The organism is Bordetella bronchialis, from assembly GCF_001676705.1.
In the GTDB taxonomy this organism is placed as follows: domain Bacteria; phylum Pseudomonadota; class Gammaproteobacteria; order Burkholderiales; family Burkholderiaceae_B; genus Bordetella_C; species Bordetella_C bronchialis.
Genome location: NZ_CP016170.1, coordinates 5,363,067 through 5,380,487 on the forward strand (window position 1 = coordinate 5,363,067; position 17,421 = coordinate 5,380,487).

Sequence of the window (17,421 nt, forward strand, 5' to 3'; positions counted from 1 at the left end):
GCTTCCCGCCTGGCCCGTGGCCAGGCGTCCTTCCCTTCTTTACCTGCCTCCTTCGCCTGCCTCCTTCGCCGCCGGCCGCGCAGCCGGTTGCGCCGTGCCGCCAGCGTGCCGGACCGCCCTATCGCCGGGGTCCCCCGCGCGCCGGGCGGTAGACCGCCCGACCGCCGTAGGGGTTCGCCGCCCTTGACGGCGTTTTTCATGCTTGTGAAAATATATTCACAATACAGAAATTGGAGACACGCATGACCGCTCCCGATCCCGCCTGGCTGGTCCGCGAGGCCGATGTGCCCGGCTACCATCCCGCCAACCACCTGGGCACGACGAACCGCCGGCTGATCGGCCGGGAAAACGTCGGCGCCCGGCACGTGGAGGTCATCCTTGGCGTGATCGAAAAAGGCAAGGGCGCCCTGCCGCACGCCCATCCCGGCATCGAACAGGTGTGCTACCTGCTTTCCGGCACCGCCCGGGCCGAGGTCGACGGTGTCGGCGCTGACATGCGCGCCGGCGATTGCTGCTATTTCCCCCCGGACATCCCGCACGTCTTCACCGTCACCAGCGAGGAGCCCGCGCGCCTGCTGGTGATCTATTCGCCGCCCTACGAGGAAAACCCCGAACGCGTGGTCCGCTGAACCGGCCGCCCGGCGCGATGGCGCCGCGCCTTCCCGCGTATCAACCGGCCGCGCGCCCTTGCCACACCGCGCGGCGGCGATTCCAGCGGCAGCCGATCCAAGCCGGCCAGCCGACCGGCATCCGCGCCGGGCACGCCGACGGCACCCGCCGCACACAACGACAACGAGGAGACAAGCCCATGAACCCCCATCCCCTTATCCGCCGCCTGGCGGCCGCGGCCGCCGCCCTGGGCCTGGCCGCGCTGCTCGGTCCCGGCCAGGCCCAGGCGGCGTATCCCGACCGCCCCATCACGCTGGTGGTGCCTTTCCCCGCGGGGTCGGGCACCGACGCAGTGGGCCGCATCTTCGCCACCGAGCTGGGCCGCATCCTGAACGGCCAGGTCGTGGTGGAGAACAAACCCGGCGGCAACGCCACCATCGCCGCGTCCTACGTGGCGCGCGCCAAGCCCGACGGCTACACGCTTTTCGTCACCACCAATACTTCGCATTCGGCCGCGCCCTACCTGATGAAAAACGTCCCGTACGATCCGGTGAAGGACTTCACCCCGATCGCCCGCGGCGGCAACCTGCCCTTCATCCTGGTGGTCAATCCCAAGCTGCCGGTCAAGTCCGTGCAGGAGCTGGTCGCCTACGCCAAGGCCCATCCCGGCAAGCTGACCTATGCCAGCGGCAATAGCACCGGCATCGTCGCCGGCGCCACCCTGGCGCGCCGGGCCGGCATCGAGATCGTGCACATCCCCTACAAGGGCACGCCGCAGGCCATTACCGACGTGGTGGGCGGCCAGGTCGACATGATGTTCACCGACGTGGCGTCGGGCCTGCCCTTCGTGCAGTCGGGCAAGATGCGCGCGCTGGCCGTGTCCACCGCCGCGCGCAGCAGCGTGGTGCCGGACATTCCCTCGATGGAAGACGCCGGCATTCCGGACTTCGACATCAATTCCTGGAACGGCTATTTCGGGCCGGCCGGCATGCCGCCTGACGTGGTCCGCACGCTGAACGCGGCCATCAACAAACTGGTCGTGGACCCGCAGGTGCGCAAGCAGCTGGCGGGACTGGGCTTCGACGCCTTCAGCGGCACGCCGGACGACTTCGCGGCCTTCGTCGCGCAGCAGCTGCAGCTGTGGGGCAAGCTGATCAAGGACGCAGGGATACAGCAGGAATGACGCAAGACGACGCAAGCCACGAACGCCCCACTGCCGGCGGCCCCCTGGCAGGGGTCCGCATCCTGGACCTGACCGCCGTGGTGATGGGCCCCTACGCCACCCAGGTGCTGGCGGACCTGGGCGCGGACGTCATCAAGGTGGAAGCGCCCGCCGGCGACAACATGCGCGCCGTCGGCCCCATGCGCAACCCGGGCATGGGGCATCTGTACCTGCACCTGAACCGCAACAAGCGGTCCATCGTGCTGGACCTGAAGCAGCCCGCCGCGCGGGACGCCTGCCTGGCGCTGGCGGCCGATTGCGACGCCGTGCTGTACAACATCCGCCCGCAGGCCATGGCGCGGCTGGGACTGGACTACGCCGTGTTCGCGGCGCGCCAGCCCCGCATCGTCTACGCCGGGGCCTATGGCTACGCGGAAGGCGGGCCCTATGCCGGCCGCCCCGCCTACGACGACCTGATCCAGGGCCAGACCGGCATCGCGGACCTGTTCCGCCGGCAAAGCCAGGGCGAACCGCGCTACGCCCCGCTGACCCTGGCCGACCGCGCCGTCGGCCTGCACATGGCCATCGCGCTGGTATCCGCGGTGCTGCACGCCCGCGCCACCGGGCAGGGCCAGAGCCTGGAGATCCCCATGTTCGAGGGCATGGCCCACATGGTGCTGGGCGACCATCTGGGGGGCTGGACCTTCGATCCGCCCCTGGGCGACACCGGCTACGCGCGCCTGCTGGCACCGCACCGCAAGCCCTACGCCACCCGCGACGGCCACGTGTGCCTGCTCATCTACAACGACAAGCACTGGCGCAATTTCTTCGCCGCCATCGGCCAGCCCGATATGGCGGCGGACCCGCGCTTCGCCACCCACACGGCGCGCGCCCGGCATATCGGCGAGGTCTACGCCTACGTGGCCCAGGTCATGCTGACCCGCGACACCGCGGAGTGGCTGGACCTGCTGGCCGCCGCCGACATTCCCGCCTCGCGCCTGTACGGCATCGAAGACCTGATCGCCGACCCGCACCTGCAGGCCACGGGCTTCGTGCGCACGGTGGACCATCCCACCGAGGGGCGGCTACGCACGCCCGCGCCGCTGGGCCGCTTCGACGGCACCCCCACCGGCCTGCGCCGCCCCGCGCCGCGCCTGGGCGAACACAGCCTGGAGATCCTGCGCGAGGCCGGCTATAGCGAATCGGCCATCCAGGCGCTGCTGGACGCCCAGGCCACCTACGACGGAACACGCTGATGGACTTCGCCTTCACTCCCGAACAACTCGCCATCCGCGACGCGGTGGAACAAATCTGCGCGCGCTATCCCGACGACTACTGGCTGGAACGCGACCGCGAAGGCGGATTCCCGCACGGCCTGCACGCCGACCTGGCGCGCGACGGCTGGCTGGGCATCGCCATGCCGCCCGAATACGGCGGCGCCGGCCTGGGCATGACCGAGGCCGCGCTGATGATGCAAACGATCGCGGCATCGGGGGCGGGCTTCGCCGGCGCTTCCGCGGTGCACATGAACATCTTCGGCCTGAACCCCGTGGTGGTCTTCGGCGACGCGGCGCAGCGGGAACGCTGGCTGCCCGAGCTGATCGCCGGCCGCCACAAGGCCTGCTTCGCCGTGACCGAGCCCGATGCCGGCCTGGACACCACCCACCTGAAAACGCGCGCCGTGCGCGAGGGCGACCACTACGTGGTGCACGGCCGCAAGATCTGGATATCCACGGCGCAGGTGGCGGACAAGATGCTGCTGCTGGCGCGCACCACGCCGCTGTCGGAGGTCGACAAGCCCACGCGCGGGCTATCGCTGTTCTATACCGACCTGGACCGCTCGCGCGTGGAAGTGCGCGAGATCGACAAAATGGGCCGCAAGGCGGTCGATTCCAACATGCTGTTCATCGACGGCCTGCGCATCCCCGTGGCCGACCGCATCGGCGAGGAAGGCCGCGGCTTCGAGTACATCCTGCACGGGCTGAACCCGGAACGCATCCTGATCGCCGCCGAGGCGGTGGGCATCGGCCGCGCGGCGCTTGAGCGCGCGGTGCGCTATGCCAACGAACGAACGGTGTTCGGCCGCCCCATCGGGCAGAACCAGGGCGTGCAGCACCCGCTGGCCCAGGCGTGGATGCAGCTGGAAGCGGCGGACCTGATGGTGTTCAAGGCAGCCGCGCTGTACGACGCCGGGCAGCCTTGCGGCCCCTATGCCAATTCGGCCAAATACCTGGCCGCGGAGGCGGGCCACAATGCCTGCCAGACCGCCGTCCTGACCCTGGGCGGCATGGGCTACGCCAAGGAATACCATGTGGAGCGCCTGTTGCGCGAAAGCTATATCCCGCGCATCGCGCCCGTCAGCCCGCAGCTGATCCTGTGCTTCATCGCGGAAAAAGTGCTGGGCCTGCCGAAGTCGTATTGACGTCGAGCGCCGGCACGTGCCGCACATCGCGTCGCGCGCGTCGCCACGGGGCACGCGCCGGCCCGGGCTGGCCCTTTAGATGGCGTTCTGCTCCAGCGCCGCGCACGCGGCGCGCAGGATGCGCGCGTAGGCCTCCTGGTTGGGCTCGATGCGATATACCGGCGCGCCCACGGATATCGCGTAATACTCGCCGCCCAGGGACAGCGGCCAGGCGATGGCGCCGACCTCGGCCAGCGACTCGCCCAGGTTGCGGAACCAGCCGCGCTGGCGCGATGCCGCAAGGTCGGCTTCCACCGTCTCCGGCTGCACCATGGTCCTGTCGTTGTAGCGGGTCAGCGCGCCGCGCTGCAGCAGCTCGCGGCGCTTTTCCGCGGGTAGCGTGGACAGCAGCGCCTTGCCCAGCGAATTGGCATGCAGTTCGCGAAATTCGCCCGCCACGGGCGCATAGCGGATGGTGTGCGGCGAATCCAGGACTTCCAGGTAGACGACGCGGTAATCCGGCGTCAGCTTGGCGAACACCACGGTTTCCTGCGTGGCCTCGCGCAATTCCAGCAGGCTGGGGTAGACGCGGTCCCGCACCGGATCGTTGCGGGCGATCTGCTGCGCCATGGCCAGCAGCCGGCTGGTGGGGTAATAGCCGTTGCGGCGGCCCACTTCGTACAGATAGCCCAGCTCGGCCAGCGTGCGGATCAGCGCCAGACAGCTGGACACCGGGACCTGCAGCAGGCGGGCCAGTTCGGACAGGGCCAGCGGACGCTTTTCGCGCGCGTAGACCTCGATGATCTCGATCACGCGCAGCGCGGTCTTGACGCTCATCGTGCCGCCGCCCCCAAGGCTGCCCGCATGCCGCGCCGTCCTCCGACTAGGCCGTTTCGCTTTCGAAACGGCAGACCGAGTACAGCGGCGTGCCCGTCTGGGCCACGGCCGCGGCGCCGTTCAGGAAAGGCAGATCGATGATGGTGGCCGCCTCCACCACGTTGGCGCCCAGCCGCTGCAATAGCTTGATGGCGGCGATCATGGTGCCGCCCGTGGCGATCAGGTCGTCCACCAGCAGCACGCGCTGCCCGGGGCGTACCGCATCGGCATGCATTTCCACCGCCGAATTGGCGTATTCCATGGCATACGATTCGGCCACCGTGCGGTACGGCAGCTTGCCCTGCTTGCGAACCGGGACGAAGCCCAGGTTCAGCTCGTAGGCCAGCACGCTGCCGATGATGAAGCCGCGCGCGTCGACGCCGGCGACCAGATCCAGACGCTGCCGCATATAGCGATAGACGAACAGGTCTATCAGCACGCGGAAGGTGCGCGGATCCTGGAGCACCGGCGTAATGTCGCGGAAAACCACTCCCGGCTTGGGCCAGTCGGGCACGCTGCGTATGGTGCGCCGGACGAGCTCGGCGTAGTCGGTTTGCATGATGGCGTCCGCCCTGTGGAGTGTGGCCGCAAACTATAACCCGCGCCCGCCGGGTTAAGCCAATGCGCGGGTCTTGCGTGGCGCGGCAGGGAGCCGGGCACGCGGTTTGGGGCGCGCGCGCGGCGCGCCGTAAGAGGGGCCGTCCTCCGCGATGCCTTCCAGCGATGCGGCGATGTGGCCCAGGAATTCCTCTACCATGCCGGGCAGCAGCCGGCCCTCCATGGTGTGCACCTGCAGCCGGCGGGTCGACATTTCCGGATGGTCGATGGGCCGCGCCACCAGGCCGCCGCGCCGCAGCGCGGATACCGCCGGCAGGTAGGCGCCCAGCATCACGCGGTCGGAATTGCGCACGAAGGACATCAGGGCGGCCGACAGGTTGCTGACGAATACCGGCTCGAACCGCAGGCCTTCCAGGCGCCAGCAGCGCTCCAGCAATTTGCGCGTGGACGACGCCGAGTCCGCGGTCGCCAGCGGATAGGGCAACAGCTGGCCGGGCGACACGCAGAGATGGCGCGCCAGCGGATGGGCGCGGCACATCACCGCGTAGATGGGCGCGGAAATCGCGTGCCGCGCCACGGTCCCCTGGCTGTGTTCGGTGTTGAAGGAAACCGACAGATCGGCCTGGCCTTCCGCCACGCGGCGCACCGCCTCGGCCTGGGAACACACATGCAGGCTGAAGCGCGCGTGCGGATGGCGGCCGCGGAAGGCCGACATCAGCTCGGGCAGGAAATGATGGGCCGGGCCATCGGTGGCGACGACGCGTATCGTCCCGCCTGGCGCGCCTCTCAGGTCGGCGATGCCCTGGAGCACGGCCTCGGCCTCGAGCAAGGTACGGCGGGCGTGGGCCAGCAGGAGCTCGCCCGCTTCGCTCAAGACCATGCCGCGCGACATGCGCTGGAACAGCGGCGTGCCGACTTCGGCCTCCAGTTTGGCGATCTGCCGGCTGATTGCCGATACGGCCACGAAAAGGCGTTCGGACGCGGCGCTCAGGCTCCCCGTGGCCGCGACTTCGGCGAAATACTTCAAAGCGACACCGTGCATGGGCGACCTCTCGGCGGCAAGGCGGTGGTTTGCCTTTTCGGCAATGCAAAGACGAAATATTCTAATAGCCCTGGGCCGTGCGCGACCCTTAGAATTCTTACAAAAAGCCGGCAGGGCATGCCTTGCGCACGCCGCTGCCTACACGGGGGCAACGTTGTCACGCAGGACGCGACCCACCGGGGGAACGCTGTTACATTCATCCAGCCGCTCGACTCCCGATCTCGTTACGGTTCGCGGCGCGGCTCGCACCTGCTTTCGATCATGGCCTCACAAAACCCGCCTCCCGACACGCCGCCAGCCCCCCGCCGGCGCCGCTCCTCCGCCCTTGTCTTCCCCATGCTGCCCAATCTGAACCGCGCACCTGGAGCCTCGATGCCGCCCGCCGCCAGCCTTCCCGTCCGTCCGTTCGTGCTGCCCTGTCCCGACCTGAACGTGGAGCGCCTGGGTAATACGGGTACCGAAGGCATCTGGCACTTCGACTCGGGCCTGCCCGGTCCCAGCGTCATGCTGACGGCGCTGATACACGGCAACGAACTGTGCGGTGCCTGGGCGCTGAAGGCCGTCCTGGCGCACGGCGTGCGTCCGCGCACGGGCGCGTTGACGCTTGCCTTCTGCAACCTGGCCGCCTTCGATCGCTTCGAGGCCAGCAACTATGCCGCGTCGCGGTACGTGGACGAAGACCTGAACCGGGTATGGAGCGACGACAAGCTGGCCGACGACAGCACGCAGGAGCGGCGCCGCGCGGCGCTGATCCTGCCCTGGCTGAAAAAAGCCGATTGGCTGCTGGACATCCATTCCATGAGTAACTCGGAAGTGCCCTTGCAGATGGCCGGCGTGCGGCAACGCAATATCGACCTGGCGCTGAGCCTGGGCAATCCGGCCAAGATCATCGCCGACGCGGGCCACGCCGCCGGCGTGCGCATGCGCGATTACGGCAAGTTCGGCGAGGCCGGCGACAACGGCACGCGTTCGCTGCTGATCGAATGCGGCTTCCACGGCGCCATGGCGGCACGCGATGTGGCGATGGACCAGACCGCGCGTTTCCTGGTGGCGTCGGGCATCGTCGAATCCACCGATCTGCCGGGCAGCTGGTTCGCCCCCACCGCGCCCAGCCAGGAGGCCTTGCGGGTCACGCACGCCATCGCCGCCAAAAGCGCGGACTTCCGTTTCGCCGAACCCTGGAAGGGCCTGGAAAAACTGGCCAAGGCGGGCACCGTGATCGGCTGGTCGGAAGGCGAAGCCGTCGTCACGCCCTACGACGACTGCGTGCTGATCATGCCGTCGCTGGCCAACGTCCGCGCGGGCGTCACGGTGGTACGCCTGGCGCAGCCCATCGCCGCCCGCGGCTGAAACGCCGCGCGGACGCGCATTCCCGGACTATCCTGCCGACGCGGGCCGCAGTAAAGTAGCGGCCACGCGCTTGCGCCACATCCAAAAGACATCATCGGGGAATTGCCGCGTGGCATTGTTCATCCTGCGCCGGCTCATACAGAGCCTGTTCGTTCTTCTTGCTGTATCCATCGTCGTCTTCTTCGCGGTCTACGCCGTCGGCGATCCCATCGAACTCCTGGTCAGTCCCGAAGCCAGCCTGGCGGATCGCCAGCAGATGATCGCCCGGCTCGGGCTGGACCTGCCCATATGGCAGCAATACGCCGGCTTCGTGTGGCGCGCGCTGCATGGCGACCTGGGCACGTCTTTCGTCCAGGGCGTGCCGGCCATCTCGCTGATCCTGCAGCGGCTGCCCGCCACCTTCGAGCTCGTGGTGGCCGCCATCCTGCTGACCTGTCTGCTGGGCATTCCGCTGGGCCTGCTGGCCGGCCTGCGACGCGATACCGCGCTGGGCCGCGGCATCCTGGCCACATCGGTGCTGGGTTTTTCCCTGCCCGCCTTCTGGCTGGGCATGATGCTCATCCTGATGTTCGCGGTCTGGCTGGGCTGGCTGCCGGCCTCCGGCCGCGGCGAGACCGTCAGCGTGCTGGGCGTGCCGTTTTCCTTCCTGACGCGCGACGGCCTGGCCCACATGGCCATGCCCGCCCTGAACCTGGCGCTGGCCAATGTGGCGCTGGTGCTGCGCATGACGGCATCCGGCGTGGCCGAAGCCGAGCAGCAGGAATACGTCAAGTTCGCCCGCGCCAAGGGCATCCGCCCCGGCCGCATCGTCGGCCGGCACATCCTGCGCAATATCCTTATCCCGGTGGTTACGGTGGTCGGCATGGAGTTCGGCCACCTGATCGCCTACTCCACCATCACGGAAACGGTGTTCGCCTGGCCGGGCATGGGCAAGCTGCTCATCGACAGCGTCTACCACCTGGACCGCCCCGTGGTGGTCGCGTATGTCATGTTCGTCACATTCCTGTTCGTCGTGATCAACCTGATCGTGGACATCCTGTATGCCGCGCTGGATCCGCGCGTGCAGCTGGCCGCGCCCGCCCATTAAGGACATCCCGTCCGCCGCAGACCGATAACACGTTCCATCGCCATGCCAGATTCCGTTTCCTCCGGCCGCACGCGCACCGTGCCACCCCTGGCCGAGACCCCCAGGCGGGCCGCCATCCTGCGCAAGCTGCATGGCAGGCCCACGGCGCGCGGCACGCTCATCGTGCTGGCCGTGCTGGCGCTGGCCATCCTGATCGCGCCGTTCTTCGCGCCGCAGAATCCCTACGACCTGGCCAACCTGAGCATCATGGACGGCCGCCTGCCGCCGCGCTCGGCCTCGATGGACGGACACATCTACTGGATGGGCACGGACGACCAGGGCCGCGACATGTTGAGCGCGATCCTGTATGGCATACGCATCAGCCTGCTGGTCGGGCTGACCTCGGTGGCGCTGGCCACGGCGATCGGCAGCGCGGTCGGCCTGCTGGCCGCCTACGTGGGCGGCCGGGTGGACGCGATGCTGATGCGGCTGGTCGACTTCGTGCTGGGCTTTCCTTCCATCCTGGTGGCGCTGGTCCTGCTGGCCGTGCTGGGGCGCGGCGTCGACAAGGTGATCCTGGCGCTGGTGCTCGTGCAATGGGCCAATTACGCGCGCATCATGCGCGGGCGCGCGCTGCAGGAAAGGCGCAAGGAATACGTCGAGGCCGCCATCAACCTGGGCTTTCCGGCATGGCGCATCATGCTGGTGCACCTGCTGCCCAACTGCGCCAGCCCCGTCCTGGTCTATGCCACGGTGCAGATCGCGCATGCCATCGCCCTGGAAGCCACGCTGTCCTTCCTGGGCGTGGGCGTGCCCATCACCGAGCCCTCGCTGGGCCTGCTGATCGCCAACGGCTTCCAGTACCTGCTTTCCGGCGATTACTGGATCAGCCTGTTCCCCGGGCTGGCGCTGCTGTTTCTTATCCTGACCATCAACATCCTGGGCGATCGCCTGCGGGAAAGCCTGGATCCCCGACGATGAGCGATCTTCTGCTGGACGTGCGCGGACTGCGCACCGCATTCCATACTTCCGCCGGCGCGTGGCCGGCCGTCGACGGCGTGGACCTGACGCTGCGCCGCGGCGAAATCCTCGGCCTGGTGGGCGAGTCCGGTTCCGGCAAGTCCGTGACCGGGTTCTCGCTGATGGGCCTGATCGATCCGCCAGGCGAAGTCATCGCCGGCGACGTGCGCTTCAAGGGCCAGGACCTGCGCAAGCTGGACGAAGAGGGCATGCGCCGCCTGCGCGGCAACCGCATCGCCATGATCTTCCAGGACCCGCTGATGACGCTCAACCCGGTGCTGCGCATCGGCGAGCAAATGGCGGAAACCATTCTTACCCACGAAGACGTCAGCCGCGCCGAGGCCATGTCGCGCTGCGCGGAAGCCCTGGCCATGGTGGGCATCCCGTCGCCGCAGGCGCGCCTGCGCAGCTTCCCGCACGAATTCTCGGGCGGCATGCGGCAACGCGTGGCCATCGCCATCGCGCTGTTGAACAACCCCGACCTGATCATCGCCGACGAACCGACCACCGCGCTGGACGTCACGATCCAGGGGCAGATCCTGTATCGCATGCAGGAGATCTGCCGCACGCGCGACACCGCGCTGATCTGGATCACGCACGATCTGGGCGTCGTCGCCGAACTGGCCGACCGCATCGCCGTGATGTACGCCGGCCGCATCGTGGAAACCGGGCCCGTGGACGAAGTCCTGGACGCGCCGCGCCATCCCTACACGCAGGGCCTGCTGCGCTCCATGCCGGGCACCGCGCAGCCCGGCACGCGGCTGCGGCAGATCGACGGCATGGCGCCCAGCCTGTCGGCACGGCCCTCCGGCTGTCCGTTCCGCCCGCGCTGCGGCAACGCCGTCACCCGCTGCACCGAACAATTCCCGGGCGCCACGCGAGAAGGCGCGCGCACCTTCCACTGCTACGCGCCCGTGGCCCGCGCCGGAGGCCAGGCATGAACGCGCCCGTCATCGAACTGCGCGATATCCACAAGCGCTTCGAACGCCGTCCCGACCTGGCGCAACGCCTGCTGGCGCTGGCCGGCCGGCCCCTGGACCGCACGGTCGTCCACGCGGTCCATGGCGTCAGCCTGAGCATCGCGGCCGGCGAAGTGCTGGGACTGGTGGGCGAATCCGGCTGCGGCAAGTCCACGCTGGGCCGCGTGGTGGCGGGCCTGCACGCGCCCAGCCGCGGCGAGCTGCGCTACAACGGCCGGCCGGTGCAAGAACTGCGCGGCCGCGACAGGCTGGACTACGTGCTGGGCGTGCAGATGGTGTTCCAGGATCCGCAGGCTTCCCTGAACCCGCGCCATCGCGTGCGCCAGATCCTGGGCGAGGCCCTGAAGGTGCACAAGCTGGCGCCGCCCGCCGAAATCCCGGCACGGGTCGAGCGCGCGCTGGCCGACGTCGGGCTGGGCGCGGACTACCGCGACCGCTTCCCGCACCAGATATCCGGCGGCCAGCGCCAGCGCATCGGCATCGCCCGCGCCTTGATGGTGCAGCCGTCCTTCCTGGTCTGCGACGAACCGGTCGCCGCGCTGGATGTATCGATCCAGGCGCAGGTCATCAACCTGTTCATGGACCTGCGCGAGCGCAACGACTTCACCTATCTGTTCATCAGCCACGACCTGGGCGTGGTGCGGCACATCTCCGACCGCGTCGCCATCATGTACCTGGGCCGTATCGTCGAAACCGCGCCCGCGGCCGAAGTCTTCGCGCGCGCGAATCACCCCTACACCCAGGCGCTGCTGGCGGAAGTCCCCGACGTGACGCGGCGCGGGCGCCGCTTCACGCCCATCAAGGGCGAAATCCCGTCGCCGCTGGCGCCGCCGCCCGGCTGCACCTTCCACCCGCGCTGCCCCCATGCCATGCCGCGCTGCCGGGAACAGGCGCCGGCGTTGGCCGAGATCGCACCCGGCCATTGGTCGGCCTGCCACCTGAACGACCCCGGCGCCCGCCTGCCGCAGGACCTGGCGGGCGCCGGGTCCGCCTGACCCCCGGACACGCAACGACTTCGCTCCTCGTATCCCCAGGACCATCATGGAACTCTCCAACGCCGAACGCCTCAGCCTGGACCTGAACCACGCCGGCCGCAACGCCATTCCGTATATCGACGAGGATCGCAACAGCGACCGGCCGTTCACCCTGAACACCTACCGCCCCTACGGCTATACGCCCGACCGGCCGGTGGTCTTCGTGCAGCATGGCGTGCTGCGCAATGGCGACGACTACCGCGACTTCTGGATTCCCGCGGCGGACAAGCACAACCTGCTGATCGTCGCGCCGACCTTCTCCAACGAGATCTGGCCCGGCACCGAAAGCTACAACAACGGACGGGTCTTCACGCCCAGCGGCAATGTGCGTCCGGTGTCGGCCTGGACCTACGTGCTGGTCGAACGCGTCTTCAACGACCTACGCACGGCCGGCGTCACCGAGGTCGAACAGGCCTATCTGTTCGGCCATTCCGCCGGCGGCCAGTTCGTGCACCGCTTGATGAGCAGCCAGTCGCACGCCCCGTTCAAGGCGGTGGCCGTGGGCAACCCGGGCTGGTACACGCTGCCCACCTTCGACCACCCCTACCCGGAAGGGCTGGAAGGCGTGGGCCTGACGCAGGACCACCTGGTGCGGCTGCTGGCCTATCCCATGACCATTCTTGCCGGCGACCAGGACACCGCCACCAACGACCCCAACCTGCCTTCCGAACCGGCGGCCAAGCGGCAGGGTCCGCACCGCTACGCCCGCGCGCGCAATTACTTCGAGGCCGGCAAGCGCGAGGCCACCCGCCTGGGCGTGCCGTTCAACTGGACCCTGCAATCCGTGCCCGGCATCGGCCACGACGGCAAGGCCATGTCCGCGGTGTGCGCCAGCCTGTGGTTCGAAGGCCGCATGCCGGACGACGAACAAATGGCCAGGCTGGCGGGCAAGACCGTCGCCTGAACCCGTCCATCCCGCTACGCGACGCGGCACCCGTCGCCGACGAACCACCAAGGAAACCCATGTCCGCCCTGCCTTCCTCTCCCGCCCTGCCCTCGTCGGCCGACATCGCCGCCGGCCTGCGCACCTGGATCGAATGCGAATCCCCCACCAGCTCGCCGGAAGGCGTGGCGGCCATGGCCAGGCTGGTCCAGGCCGACGCCCAGGCCGCCGGCCTGCGCACGGAATTGAAGCCGCTGGGCGACACGACCGGGCCGCTGCTGGTCGTCAGCAATCGCGCGGCGGACGACACGCGGCCGGGCATCCTGATCCTGGCCCACATGGACACCGTGCATCCCATCGGCACGCTGAAGGAAACCCCCTACCGCATCGAAGGTGACAAGCTGTACGGTCCCGGCTGCTATGACATGAAGGCGGGGATCTACATGGCCCTGCAGGCCCTGGGCCGCCTGTCGGCGCCGGGCGCGACGCGCCTGCCGGTGGATATGGTGCTGGTGCCGGACGAGGAAACCGGCAGCCATGCCTCGCGCGCTTCCATCGAGGCCTATGCGCGCAATGCCCGCTACGGGCTGGTTTGCGAACCGGCCCGCGCCAATGGCGGCAAGTGCGTGACGGCCCGCAAGGGCACGGGCATGCTGCGCCTGAGCGTAAAGGGCCATGCGGCGCACGCGGGCGTGGCCCACGAGAAAGGTCGCAGCGCCATCCGCGAAATGGCCCACCAGGTGCTGGCGCTGGAAAGCATCACCGACTATGCGCGCGGCGTCACCGTCAGCGTCGGCACCATCGAGGGCGGCACCGCCACCAACACGGTTCCCGCGCTGTGCCGCTGCGTGGTCGACTTCCGGGTGCCCGACATGCCGGCGGCGGAAGACACGCTGAAGCGCCTGCGCGGCCTGCGGCCCGTGGGGCAGGACGTCAGCCTGGACATCGACGTCGAACTCAACCGGCCGCCCATGGTCAAGACCGAAGCCACCACGCAGCTGCTGGGCAAGGCCCGGCTGTTCGCCACGGCCGCCGGCTTCACGCTGGACGACGCGCCCATGACGGGCGGCGGCAGCGACGCCAATTTCACGTCCGCCATGGGCGTCCCCACGCTGGACGGTCTGGGCGCCGACGGCGACGGCGCGCATACCCTGCACGAACACATCCTGGTCAGCACGCTGGGCGCCCGGGCGCGGTTCTGGTATCTGCTGCTGAAAGACCTGGAGTAAGGCCCCTGCCGTACGCGGCAATCGCCTCAGATCGCCGGCCACGGCAAGCGGTACGACAGGCCGGCCAGGTCGTTGACCGGCCCGATCACCGTGTCGAAGCGCATGGTCGTACGTTGGGCCGTGTCGTAGGGCGCCCAGTGCGGCAGGCCGTCGTGGTTGGGATCGCCGCCGCGCGCGAACGCGATCCAGGCGTAATGCATGGCATGGGCGACGCCCTGGAATTCCGCTTCGTCGGCCCCCTGCAGCATGGGCGAATCGCGCCAGTTGTCGCGGTTGTTGAACACGAAGGGGATGTCCAGGCAATGGCAGGACTTGAAACCGACCACCGGCGACTGCCAGTCGAACTGGTAGACGTAGGCGGGGCGGCCGGCCTTGGCCTGCCCCTCGGCCAGCCGCAGACTCCCCATGCGAAACACCTGGTCGGTCGTCAGGTCGCCCAGCATGGCGGCCGGGCTGGGCACGGCACGCAAGCGGCGGAATTCATCGTAGTAAGCCGGGTAGTCGGGCCCGCAGATCCGTTCGAAGACCTGCCGCGCGGCCGCCTCGTCGGCGTTCAGCACGGCCTGGTCCACGCAATGGAAGGCGGCCATTTCCTCGCGCGTGGTGCCCACCATCACGTCCACGCCGGCGCCGGCGCCGCCTTGCAGGCGTTCGACGATATTGCCTTCGATGATGCGGCCGTCCCGCACCGGCGAAAAAGGCAGCGACAGCACGGCGAAGCCCTGCAGGCTGCGCGCCAGCTCGCCCTGGGCGGCCAGCAGCTTGGCCACGGGCGCCTGTTTCAGCGCCCGCTCGTCGCCGGGCTCGACACCGGCGAAATGCGCGTAGCGGGCGCCGAGTTCCGCCGCTTCGGCGGCGCCACGGGATGGACGCCCCATGCCGGGGCTTTGCAGGATCGCGCGATGGAACAGACCCTTGGCCGCGGGCATGGTCATCATGGCGGCGATGGAGCCGCCGCCGGCCGATTGGCCCACCACGGTGACATTGCCTGGGTCGCCGCCGAAGGCCGAGATGTTGTCGCGTATCCAGCGCAAGGCCTGCATCTGGTCGAGCAGGCCCATATTGCCTTCGCTGACGCCCGGCAGGTACAGGAAGCCCAGCGCCCCCAGCCGGTAATTCACCGACACGAAAACGACGTCGCCGTTCGCCGCGAAGCGGTCGCCCGCATACCACGGCAGCGATCCGGCCCCGCTGGAATAGGCGCCGCCATGCAGCCACACCATCACCGGCCTGCCCCGTCCGTCGGCCCGGGGCGTCCACAGGTTCAGGGTCAGGCAGTCCTCGCTTTGCGGCCGTTCGAAATCGCCCATGACGTGGGCGAGCCGGGATCGCCCCTGCGGCGCGATGGGCCCGTCCTGCAGCGCATCGCGCACGCCGCTCCAGCCGGCATGGTCGCGCGGCGGCTCGAAGCGCAGCTCGCCCACCGGCGGCGCGGCGTAGGGAATGCCGCGGAACACGGCAATGCCGTTCTCCACGCGGCCGCGCAGCGTGCCCGCGCGAGTGGCGACTTCCGGCATGGAGGCGTTTGCATCGTTCATCAGGATCTCCCGACCCGGTCACCGGCCCGCATCCGGAACCTGCGTTCCGGTGCGCGGCGGCGGGGGGTCAACTCGGTCATGGCAGTGGACAGCCGCGCCTATCGCGCGGCAAAGCGGCGTTCCAGCGGCGCGATCACCAGCCTTTCCCCCGCGACGAAAAGCAACACGATGGCGAAACAGGTCGCCAGGAAGGTGACGCTGTCGGCGGTGGTCTGGGCACGCAGCATCAGGTATCCCAGGCCGCTCGGCGCGCCGACCAGTTCCGACACCAGCGCGATCTTCCACCCTATCCCGTAGGCGATGCGTATGGCGGCCAGCAGGTAGGGCGCCAGCAGCGGCAGGGTAATGCGCCACCACACGCGCAGCCGATGGCGCGTGAAGCTGCGTCCCATCTCCAGCAATTCGCGATCGACGGCCCGCAGGCCTTCGCTGACATTGACCAGGCAGAAGGGAATCAGGATGGCGACCTCGACGAAGATCACGCTGAAGTTGCCGGCGTCGAACCAGATGGCCGCCAGAATCGCCCAGCCTATGGAGGGAAAGGAATTCAGCACCGGCTTGATGCGGTCCTGCACGATGGCCTCGCGGGCAGGCGCGCCGTGGGACAGGAAGGCCAGCGCGCTGCCTATCAGCCCGGCGAGCAGTACGGAGACGACCACGCGCACCGTCGAGATGGCCGTGTGCCCCAGGAACTGCGGGTCGACGAACAGGTCCACCAACCGGCGCCCCACGGCCAGCGGCCCCGGCAGCACGAACTCCGGCAAGCCGCGCGCCATCAGCCACCATCCCAGCAGCAAGGCCGCGATCAGGCCGTCGCCCAGCAGGCGGGCTTTCCAATCGGCGGCGGCGGGATCGGCGGCGGTCCGGGAGCTATTGCGCATACTGTCGGGACAAGCGGTTCTGCACGGGAGAAAACACCAGGCGGTCCATGCCGTACACGAACATCACGATAAGCACGATGCACACGAAAATCGCCGCGGTGTCGAAGTCCTGGCGCGCCATGTTGATCAGGTAACCCAGGCCGGAATTGCCGCCGAACAGCTCCGCCGTCAACGTCACCTTCCATGCCACGCCGAACATGATGCGCAGCGTGGCGAACACGAAGGGATACAGCAGCGGCACGATCACCAGGCGGAACTGGCGCCAGCGCGAACGCGTATAGCTGCGGGACATCTCCAGCAGGTCGCCGTCCAGGTGGCTCAGGCCGGCCCACAGGTTGACCAGCGCGAAGGGCGTCAGCACGGCGCTGATGGCAAAGATCACCGCGCCGGAATTGATGCCGAACCACATCACCGCCAGCAGCGTCCATCCCACGCCGGGAAAGGCATTGATGAGCGGCGCCAGCCGGTGCTGGATCGCGAACCGCCAGACCGGGAAGTAATACGGCAGCAGCGCCAGCAGCGCGCCGATCACGAAAGACAGGCCGATCGCCCCCAGCACGTGGCCGATCGATACCGCCAGGTGCCATACCTGGTGCGGGGTGGCCAGGAAACGGTACAGGCCCATGGCGACCTCGCCAGGGCCGGGCAGCAGGAAGGGCGGCAGCGCCCACGAGGCGGCTTCCCACACCGCCAGGAAAGCCAGCGTGAAAAGATGCGCCGCCCAGCGCCGCCGTGGCGCCGGCGCGGCGGCCGGGCCCTGGGCGCTGATCGTGGACGACATGGGGCCCGGCC

General features: G+C 68.8%; 17 protein-coding genes. 11 read left to right on the plus strand and 6 right to left on the minus strand.

The window, feature by feature from the left end; all coding sequences use genetic code 11:
- The first annotated feature begins 242 nt into the window (after positions 1 to 242).
- From BAU06_RS23505 to BAU06_RS23520, 4 genes are all read left to right on the plus strand, one after another.
- Positions 243 to 629 (plus strand): cupin domain-containing protein, encoded by a 387-nt coding sequence (locus BAU06_RS23505; protein ID WP_066356317.1) that lies wholly within the window; start codon positions 243 to 245, stop codon positions 627 to 629.
- A gap of 179 nt (positions 630 to 808) precedes the next feature.
- Positions 809 to 1,792 (plus strand): Bug family tripartite tricarboxylate transporter substrate binding protein, encoded by a 984-nt coding sequence (locus BAU06_RS23510; protein WP_066356319.1) that lies wholly within the window; start codon positions 809 to 811, stop codon positions 1,790 to 1,792.
- On the plus strand, positions 1,789 to 3,027 hold the full coding sequence (locus BAU06_RS23515) for a CaiB/BaiF CoA transferase family protein (RefSeq protein ID WP_066356321.1): 1,239 nt from the start codon (positions 1,789 to 1,791) through the stop codon (positions 3,025 to 3,027). The genes BAU06_RS23510 and BAU06_RS23515 overlap by 4 nt, the downstream gene beginning before the upstream one ends.
- Complete coding sequence (locus tag BAU06_RS23520) at positions 3,027 to 4,193, plus strand: acyl-CoA dehydrogenase family protein (RefSeq protein ID WP_066356324.1); 1,167 nt, start codon at positions 3,027 to 3,029, stop codon at positions 4,191 to 4,193. Before BAU06_RS23515 ends, BAU06_RS23520 begins: the two co-directional genes overlap by 1 nt.
- Before the next feature lie 75 nt (positions 4,194 to 4,268).
- Here the strand turns inward: BAU06_RS23520 and BAU06_RS23525 are convergent, their stop codons facing one another.
- The 3 genes from BAU06_RS23525 to BAU06_RS23535 are packed head-to-tail and all read right to left on the minus strand — an operon-like array spanning position 4,269 to position 6,648.
- Positions 4,269 to 5,009 carry an IclR family transcriptional regulator gene (locus BAU06_RS23525; protein ID WP_066356327.1) on the minus strand — a complete coding sequence of 247 codons (741 nt, stop codon included), beginning with the start codon at positions 5,007 to 5,009 and terminating at the stop codon, positions 4,269 to 4,271.
- A 46-nt stretch (positions 5,010 to 5,055) separates the two neighbouring features.
- Positions 5,056 to 5,607: an adenine phosphoribosyltransferase gene (locus tag BAU06_RS23530; RefSeq protein ID WP_066356328.1), complete on the minus strand. Its 552-nt coding sequence runs from the start codon at positions 5,605 to 5,607 to the stop codon at positions 5,056 to 5,058.
- A gap of 54 nt (positions 5,608 to 5,661) precedes the next feature.
- A complete protein-coding gene (locus BAU06_RS23535; protein ID WP_066356329.1) occupies positions 5,662 to 6,648 on the minus strand; it encodes a LysR family transcriptional regulator in 987 nt (328 codons plus the stop codon).
- A 372-nt stretch (positions 6,649 to 7,020) separates the two neighbouring features.
- On the opposite strand from BAU06_RS23535, the gene BAU06_RS23540 reads away from it, so the two are divergent.
- From BAU06_RS23540 to BAU06_RS23570, 7 genes are all read left to right on the plus strand, one after another.
- Positions 7,021 to 7,998 carry a M14 family metallopeptidase gene (locus tag BAU06_RS23540; RefSeq protein WP_066356331.1) on the plus strand — a complete coding sequence of 326 codons (978 nt, stop codon included), beginning with the start codon at positions 7,021 to 7,023 and terminating at the stop codon, positions 7,996 to 7,998.
- 109 nt (positions 7,999 to 8,107) lie between these two features.
- Positions 8,108 to 9,085 carry an ABC transporter permease gene (locus tag BAU06_RS23545; RefSeq protein WP_066356337.1) on the plus strand — a complete coding sequence of 326 codons (978 nt, stop codon included), beginning with the start codon at positions 8,108 to 8,110 and terminating at the stop codon, positions 9,083 to 9,085.
- A gap of 42 nt (positions 9,086 to 9,127) precedes the next feature.
- Positions 9,128 to 10,045: an ABC transporter permease gene (locus BAU06_RS23550; RefSeq protein WP_066356339.1), complete on the plus strand. Its 918-nt coding sequence runs from the start codon at positions 9,128 to 9,130 to the stop codon at positions 10,043 to 10,045.
- Positions 10,042 to 11,025, plus strand: a complete 984-nt coding sequence (locus BAU06_RS23555; protein WP_066356341.1) for an ABC transporter ATP-binding protein — start codon at positions 10,042 to 10,044, stop codon at positions 11,023 to 11,025. Before BAU06_RS23550 ends, BAU06_RS23555 begins: the two co-directional genes overlap by 4 nt.
- Positions 11,022 to 12,059 carry an ABC transporter ATP-binding protein gene (locus BAU06_RS23560; protein WP_066356343.1) on the plus strand — a complete coding sequence of 346 codons (1,038 nt, stop codon included), beginning with the start codon at positions 11,022 to 11,024 and terminating at the stop codon, positions 12,057 to 12,059. The genes BAU06_RS23555 and BAU06_RS23560 overlap by 4 nt, the downstream gene beginning before the upstream one ends.
- Positions 12,060 to 12,105: 46 nt before the next feature.
- Positions 12,106 to 13,002, plus strand: a complete 897-nt coding sequence (locus tag BAU06_RS23565; RefSeq protein WP_066356346.1) for a hydrolase — start codon at positions 12,106 to 12,108, stop codon at positions 13,000 to 13,002.
- Between the two features lie 59 nt (positions 13,003 to 13,061).
- Positions 13,062 to 14,210 carry a M20 family metallopeptidase gene (locus BAU06_RS23570; RefSeq protein WP_066356351.1) on the plus strand — a complete coding sequence of 383 codons (1,149 nt, stop codon included), beginning with the start codon at positions 13,062 to 13,064 and terminating at the stop codon, positions 14,208 to 14,210.
- A 26-nt stretch (positions 14,211 to 14,236) separates the two neighbouring features.
- Here the strand turns inward: BAU06_RS23570 and BAU06_RS23575 are convergent, their stop codons facing one another.
- The 3 genes from BAU06_RS23575 to BAU06_RS23585 all read right to left on the minus strand — a co-directional run bounded on the left by BAU06_RS23575 (position 14,237) and on the right by BAU06_RS23585 (position 17,410).
- The gene (locus BAU06_RS23575; RefSeq protein ID WP_082993797.1) at positions 14,237 to 15,748 is read right to left on the minus strand and encodes a carboxylesterase/lipase family protein; all 1,512 of its coding nucleotides are present in this window, start codon (positions 15,746 to 15,748) and stop codon (positions 14,237 to 14,239) included.
- Positions 15,749 to 15,846: 98 nt separating this feature from the next.
- Positions 15,847 to 16,629 carry an ABC transporter permease gene (locus tag BAU06_RS23580; RefSeq protein WP_066356356.1) on the minus strand — a complete coding sequence of 261 codons (783 nt, stop codon included), beginning with the start codon at positions 16,627 to 16,629 and terminating at the stop codon, positions 15,847 to 15,849.
- On the minus strand, positions 16,619 to 17,410 hold the full coding sequence (locus tag BAU06_RS23585; protein WP_197509371.1) for an ABC transporter permease: 792 nt from the start codon (positions 17,408 to 17,410) through the stop codon (positions 16,619 to 16,621). The genes BAU06_RS23580 and BAU06_RS23585 overlap by 11 nt, the downstream gene beginning before the upstream one ends.
- Positions 17,411 to 17,421 lie beyond the last annotated feature (11 nt).

Bases quoted from the DNA above. Each gene is read 5' to 3' on its own strand.
- BAU06_RS23505 (WP_066356317.1), top strand. From the start codon at position 243: ATGACCGCTCCCGATCCCGCCTGGCTGGTCCGCGAGGCCGATGTGCCC.
- BAU06_RS23510 (WP_066356319.1), top strand. From the start codon at position 809: ATGAACCCCCATCCCCTTATCCGCCGCCTGGCGGCCGCGGCCGCCGCC.
- BAU06_RS23515 (WP_066356321.1), top strand. From the start codon at position 1,789: ATGACGCAAGACGACGCAAGCCACGAACGCCCCACTGCCGGCGGCCCC.
- BAU06_RS23520 (WP_066356324.1), top strand. From the start codon at position 3,027: ATGGACTTCGCCTTCACTCCCGAACAACTCGCCATCCGCGACGCGGTG.
- BAU06_RS23525 (WP_066356327.1), bottom strand. From the start codon at position 5,009: ATGAGCGTCAAGACCGCGCTGCGCGTGATCGAGATCATCGAGGTCTAC.
- BAU06_RS23530 (WP_066356328.1), bottom strand. From the start codon at position 5,607: ATGCAAACCGACTACGCCGAGCTCGTCCGGCGCACCATACGCAGCGTG.
- BAU06_RS23535 (WP_066356329.1), bottom strand. From the start codon at position 6,648: ATGCACGGTGTCGCTTTGAAGTATTTCGCCGAAGTCGCGGCCACGGGG.
- BAU06_RS23540 (WP_066356331.1), top strand. From the start codon at position 7,021: ATGCCGCCCGCCGCCAGCCTTCCCGTCCGTCCGTTCGTGCTGCCCTGT.
- BAU06_RS23550 (WP_066356339.1), top strand. From the start codon at position 9,128: ATGCCAGATTCCGTTTCCTCCGGCCGCACGCGCACCGTGCCACCCCTG.
- BAU06_RS23555 (WP_066356341.1), top strand. From the start codon at position 10,042: ATGAGCGATCTTCTGCTGGACGTGCGCGGACTGCGCACCGCATTCCAT.
- BAU06_RS23560 (WP_066356343.1), top strand. From the start codon at position 11,022: ATGAACGCGCCCGTCATCGAACTGCGCGATATCCACAAGCGCTTCGAA.
- BAU06_RS23565 (WP_066356346.1), top strand. From the start codon at position 12,106: ATGGAACTCTCCAACGCCGAACGCCTCAGCCTGGACCTGAACCACGCC.
- BAU06_RS23570 (WP_066356351.1), top strand. From the start codon at position 13,062: ATGTCCGCCCTGCCTTCCTCTCCCGCCCTGCCCTCGTCGGCCGACATC.
- BAU06_RS23575 (WP_082993797.1), bottom strand. From the start codon at position 15,748: ATGAACGATGCAAACGCCTCCATGCCGGAAGTCGCCACTCGCGCGGGC.
- BAU06_RS23580 (WP_066356356.1), bottom strand. From the start codon at position 16,629: ATGCGCAATAGCTCCCGGACCGCCGCCGATCCCGCCGCCGCCGATTGG.
- BAU06_RS23585 (WP_197509371.1), bottom strand. From the start codon at position 17,410: ATGTCGTCCACGATCAGCGCCCAGGGCCCGGCCGCCGCGCCGGCGCCA.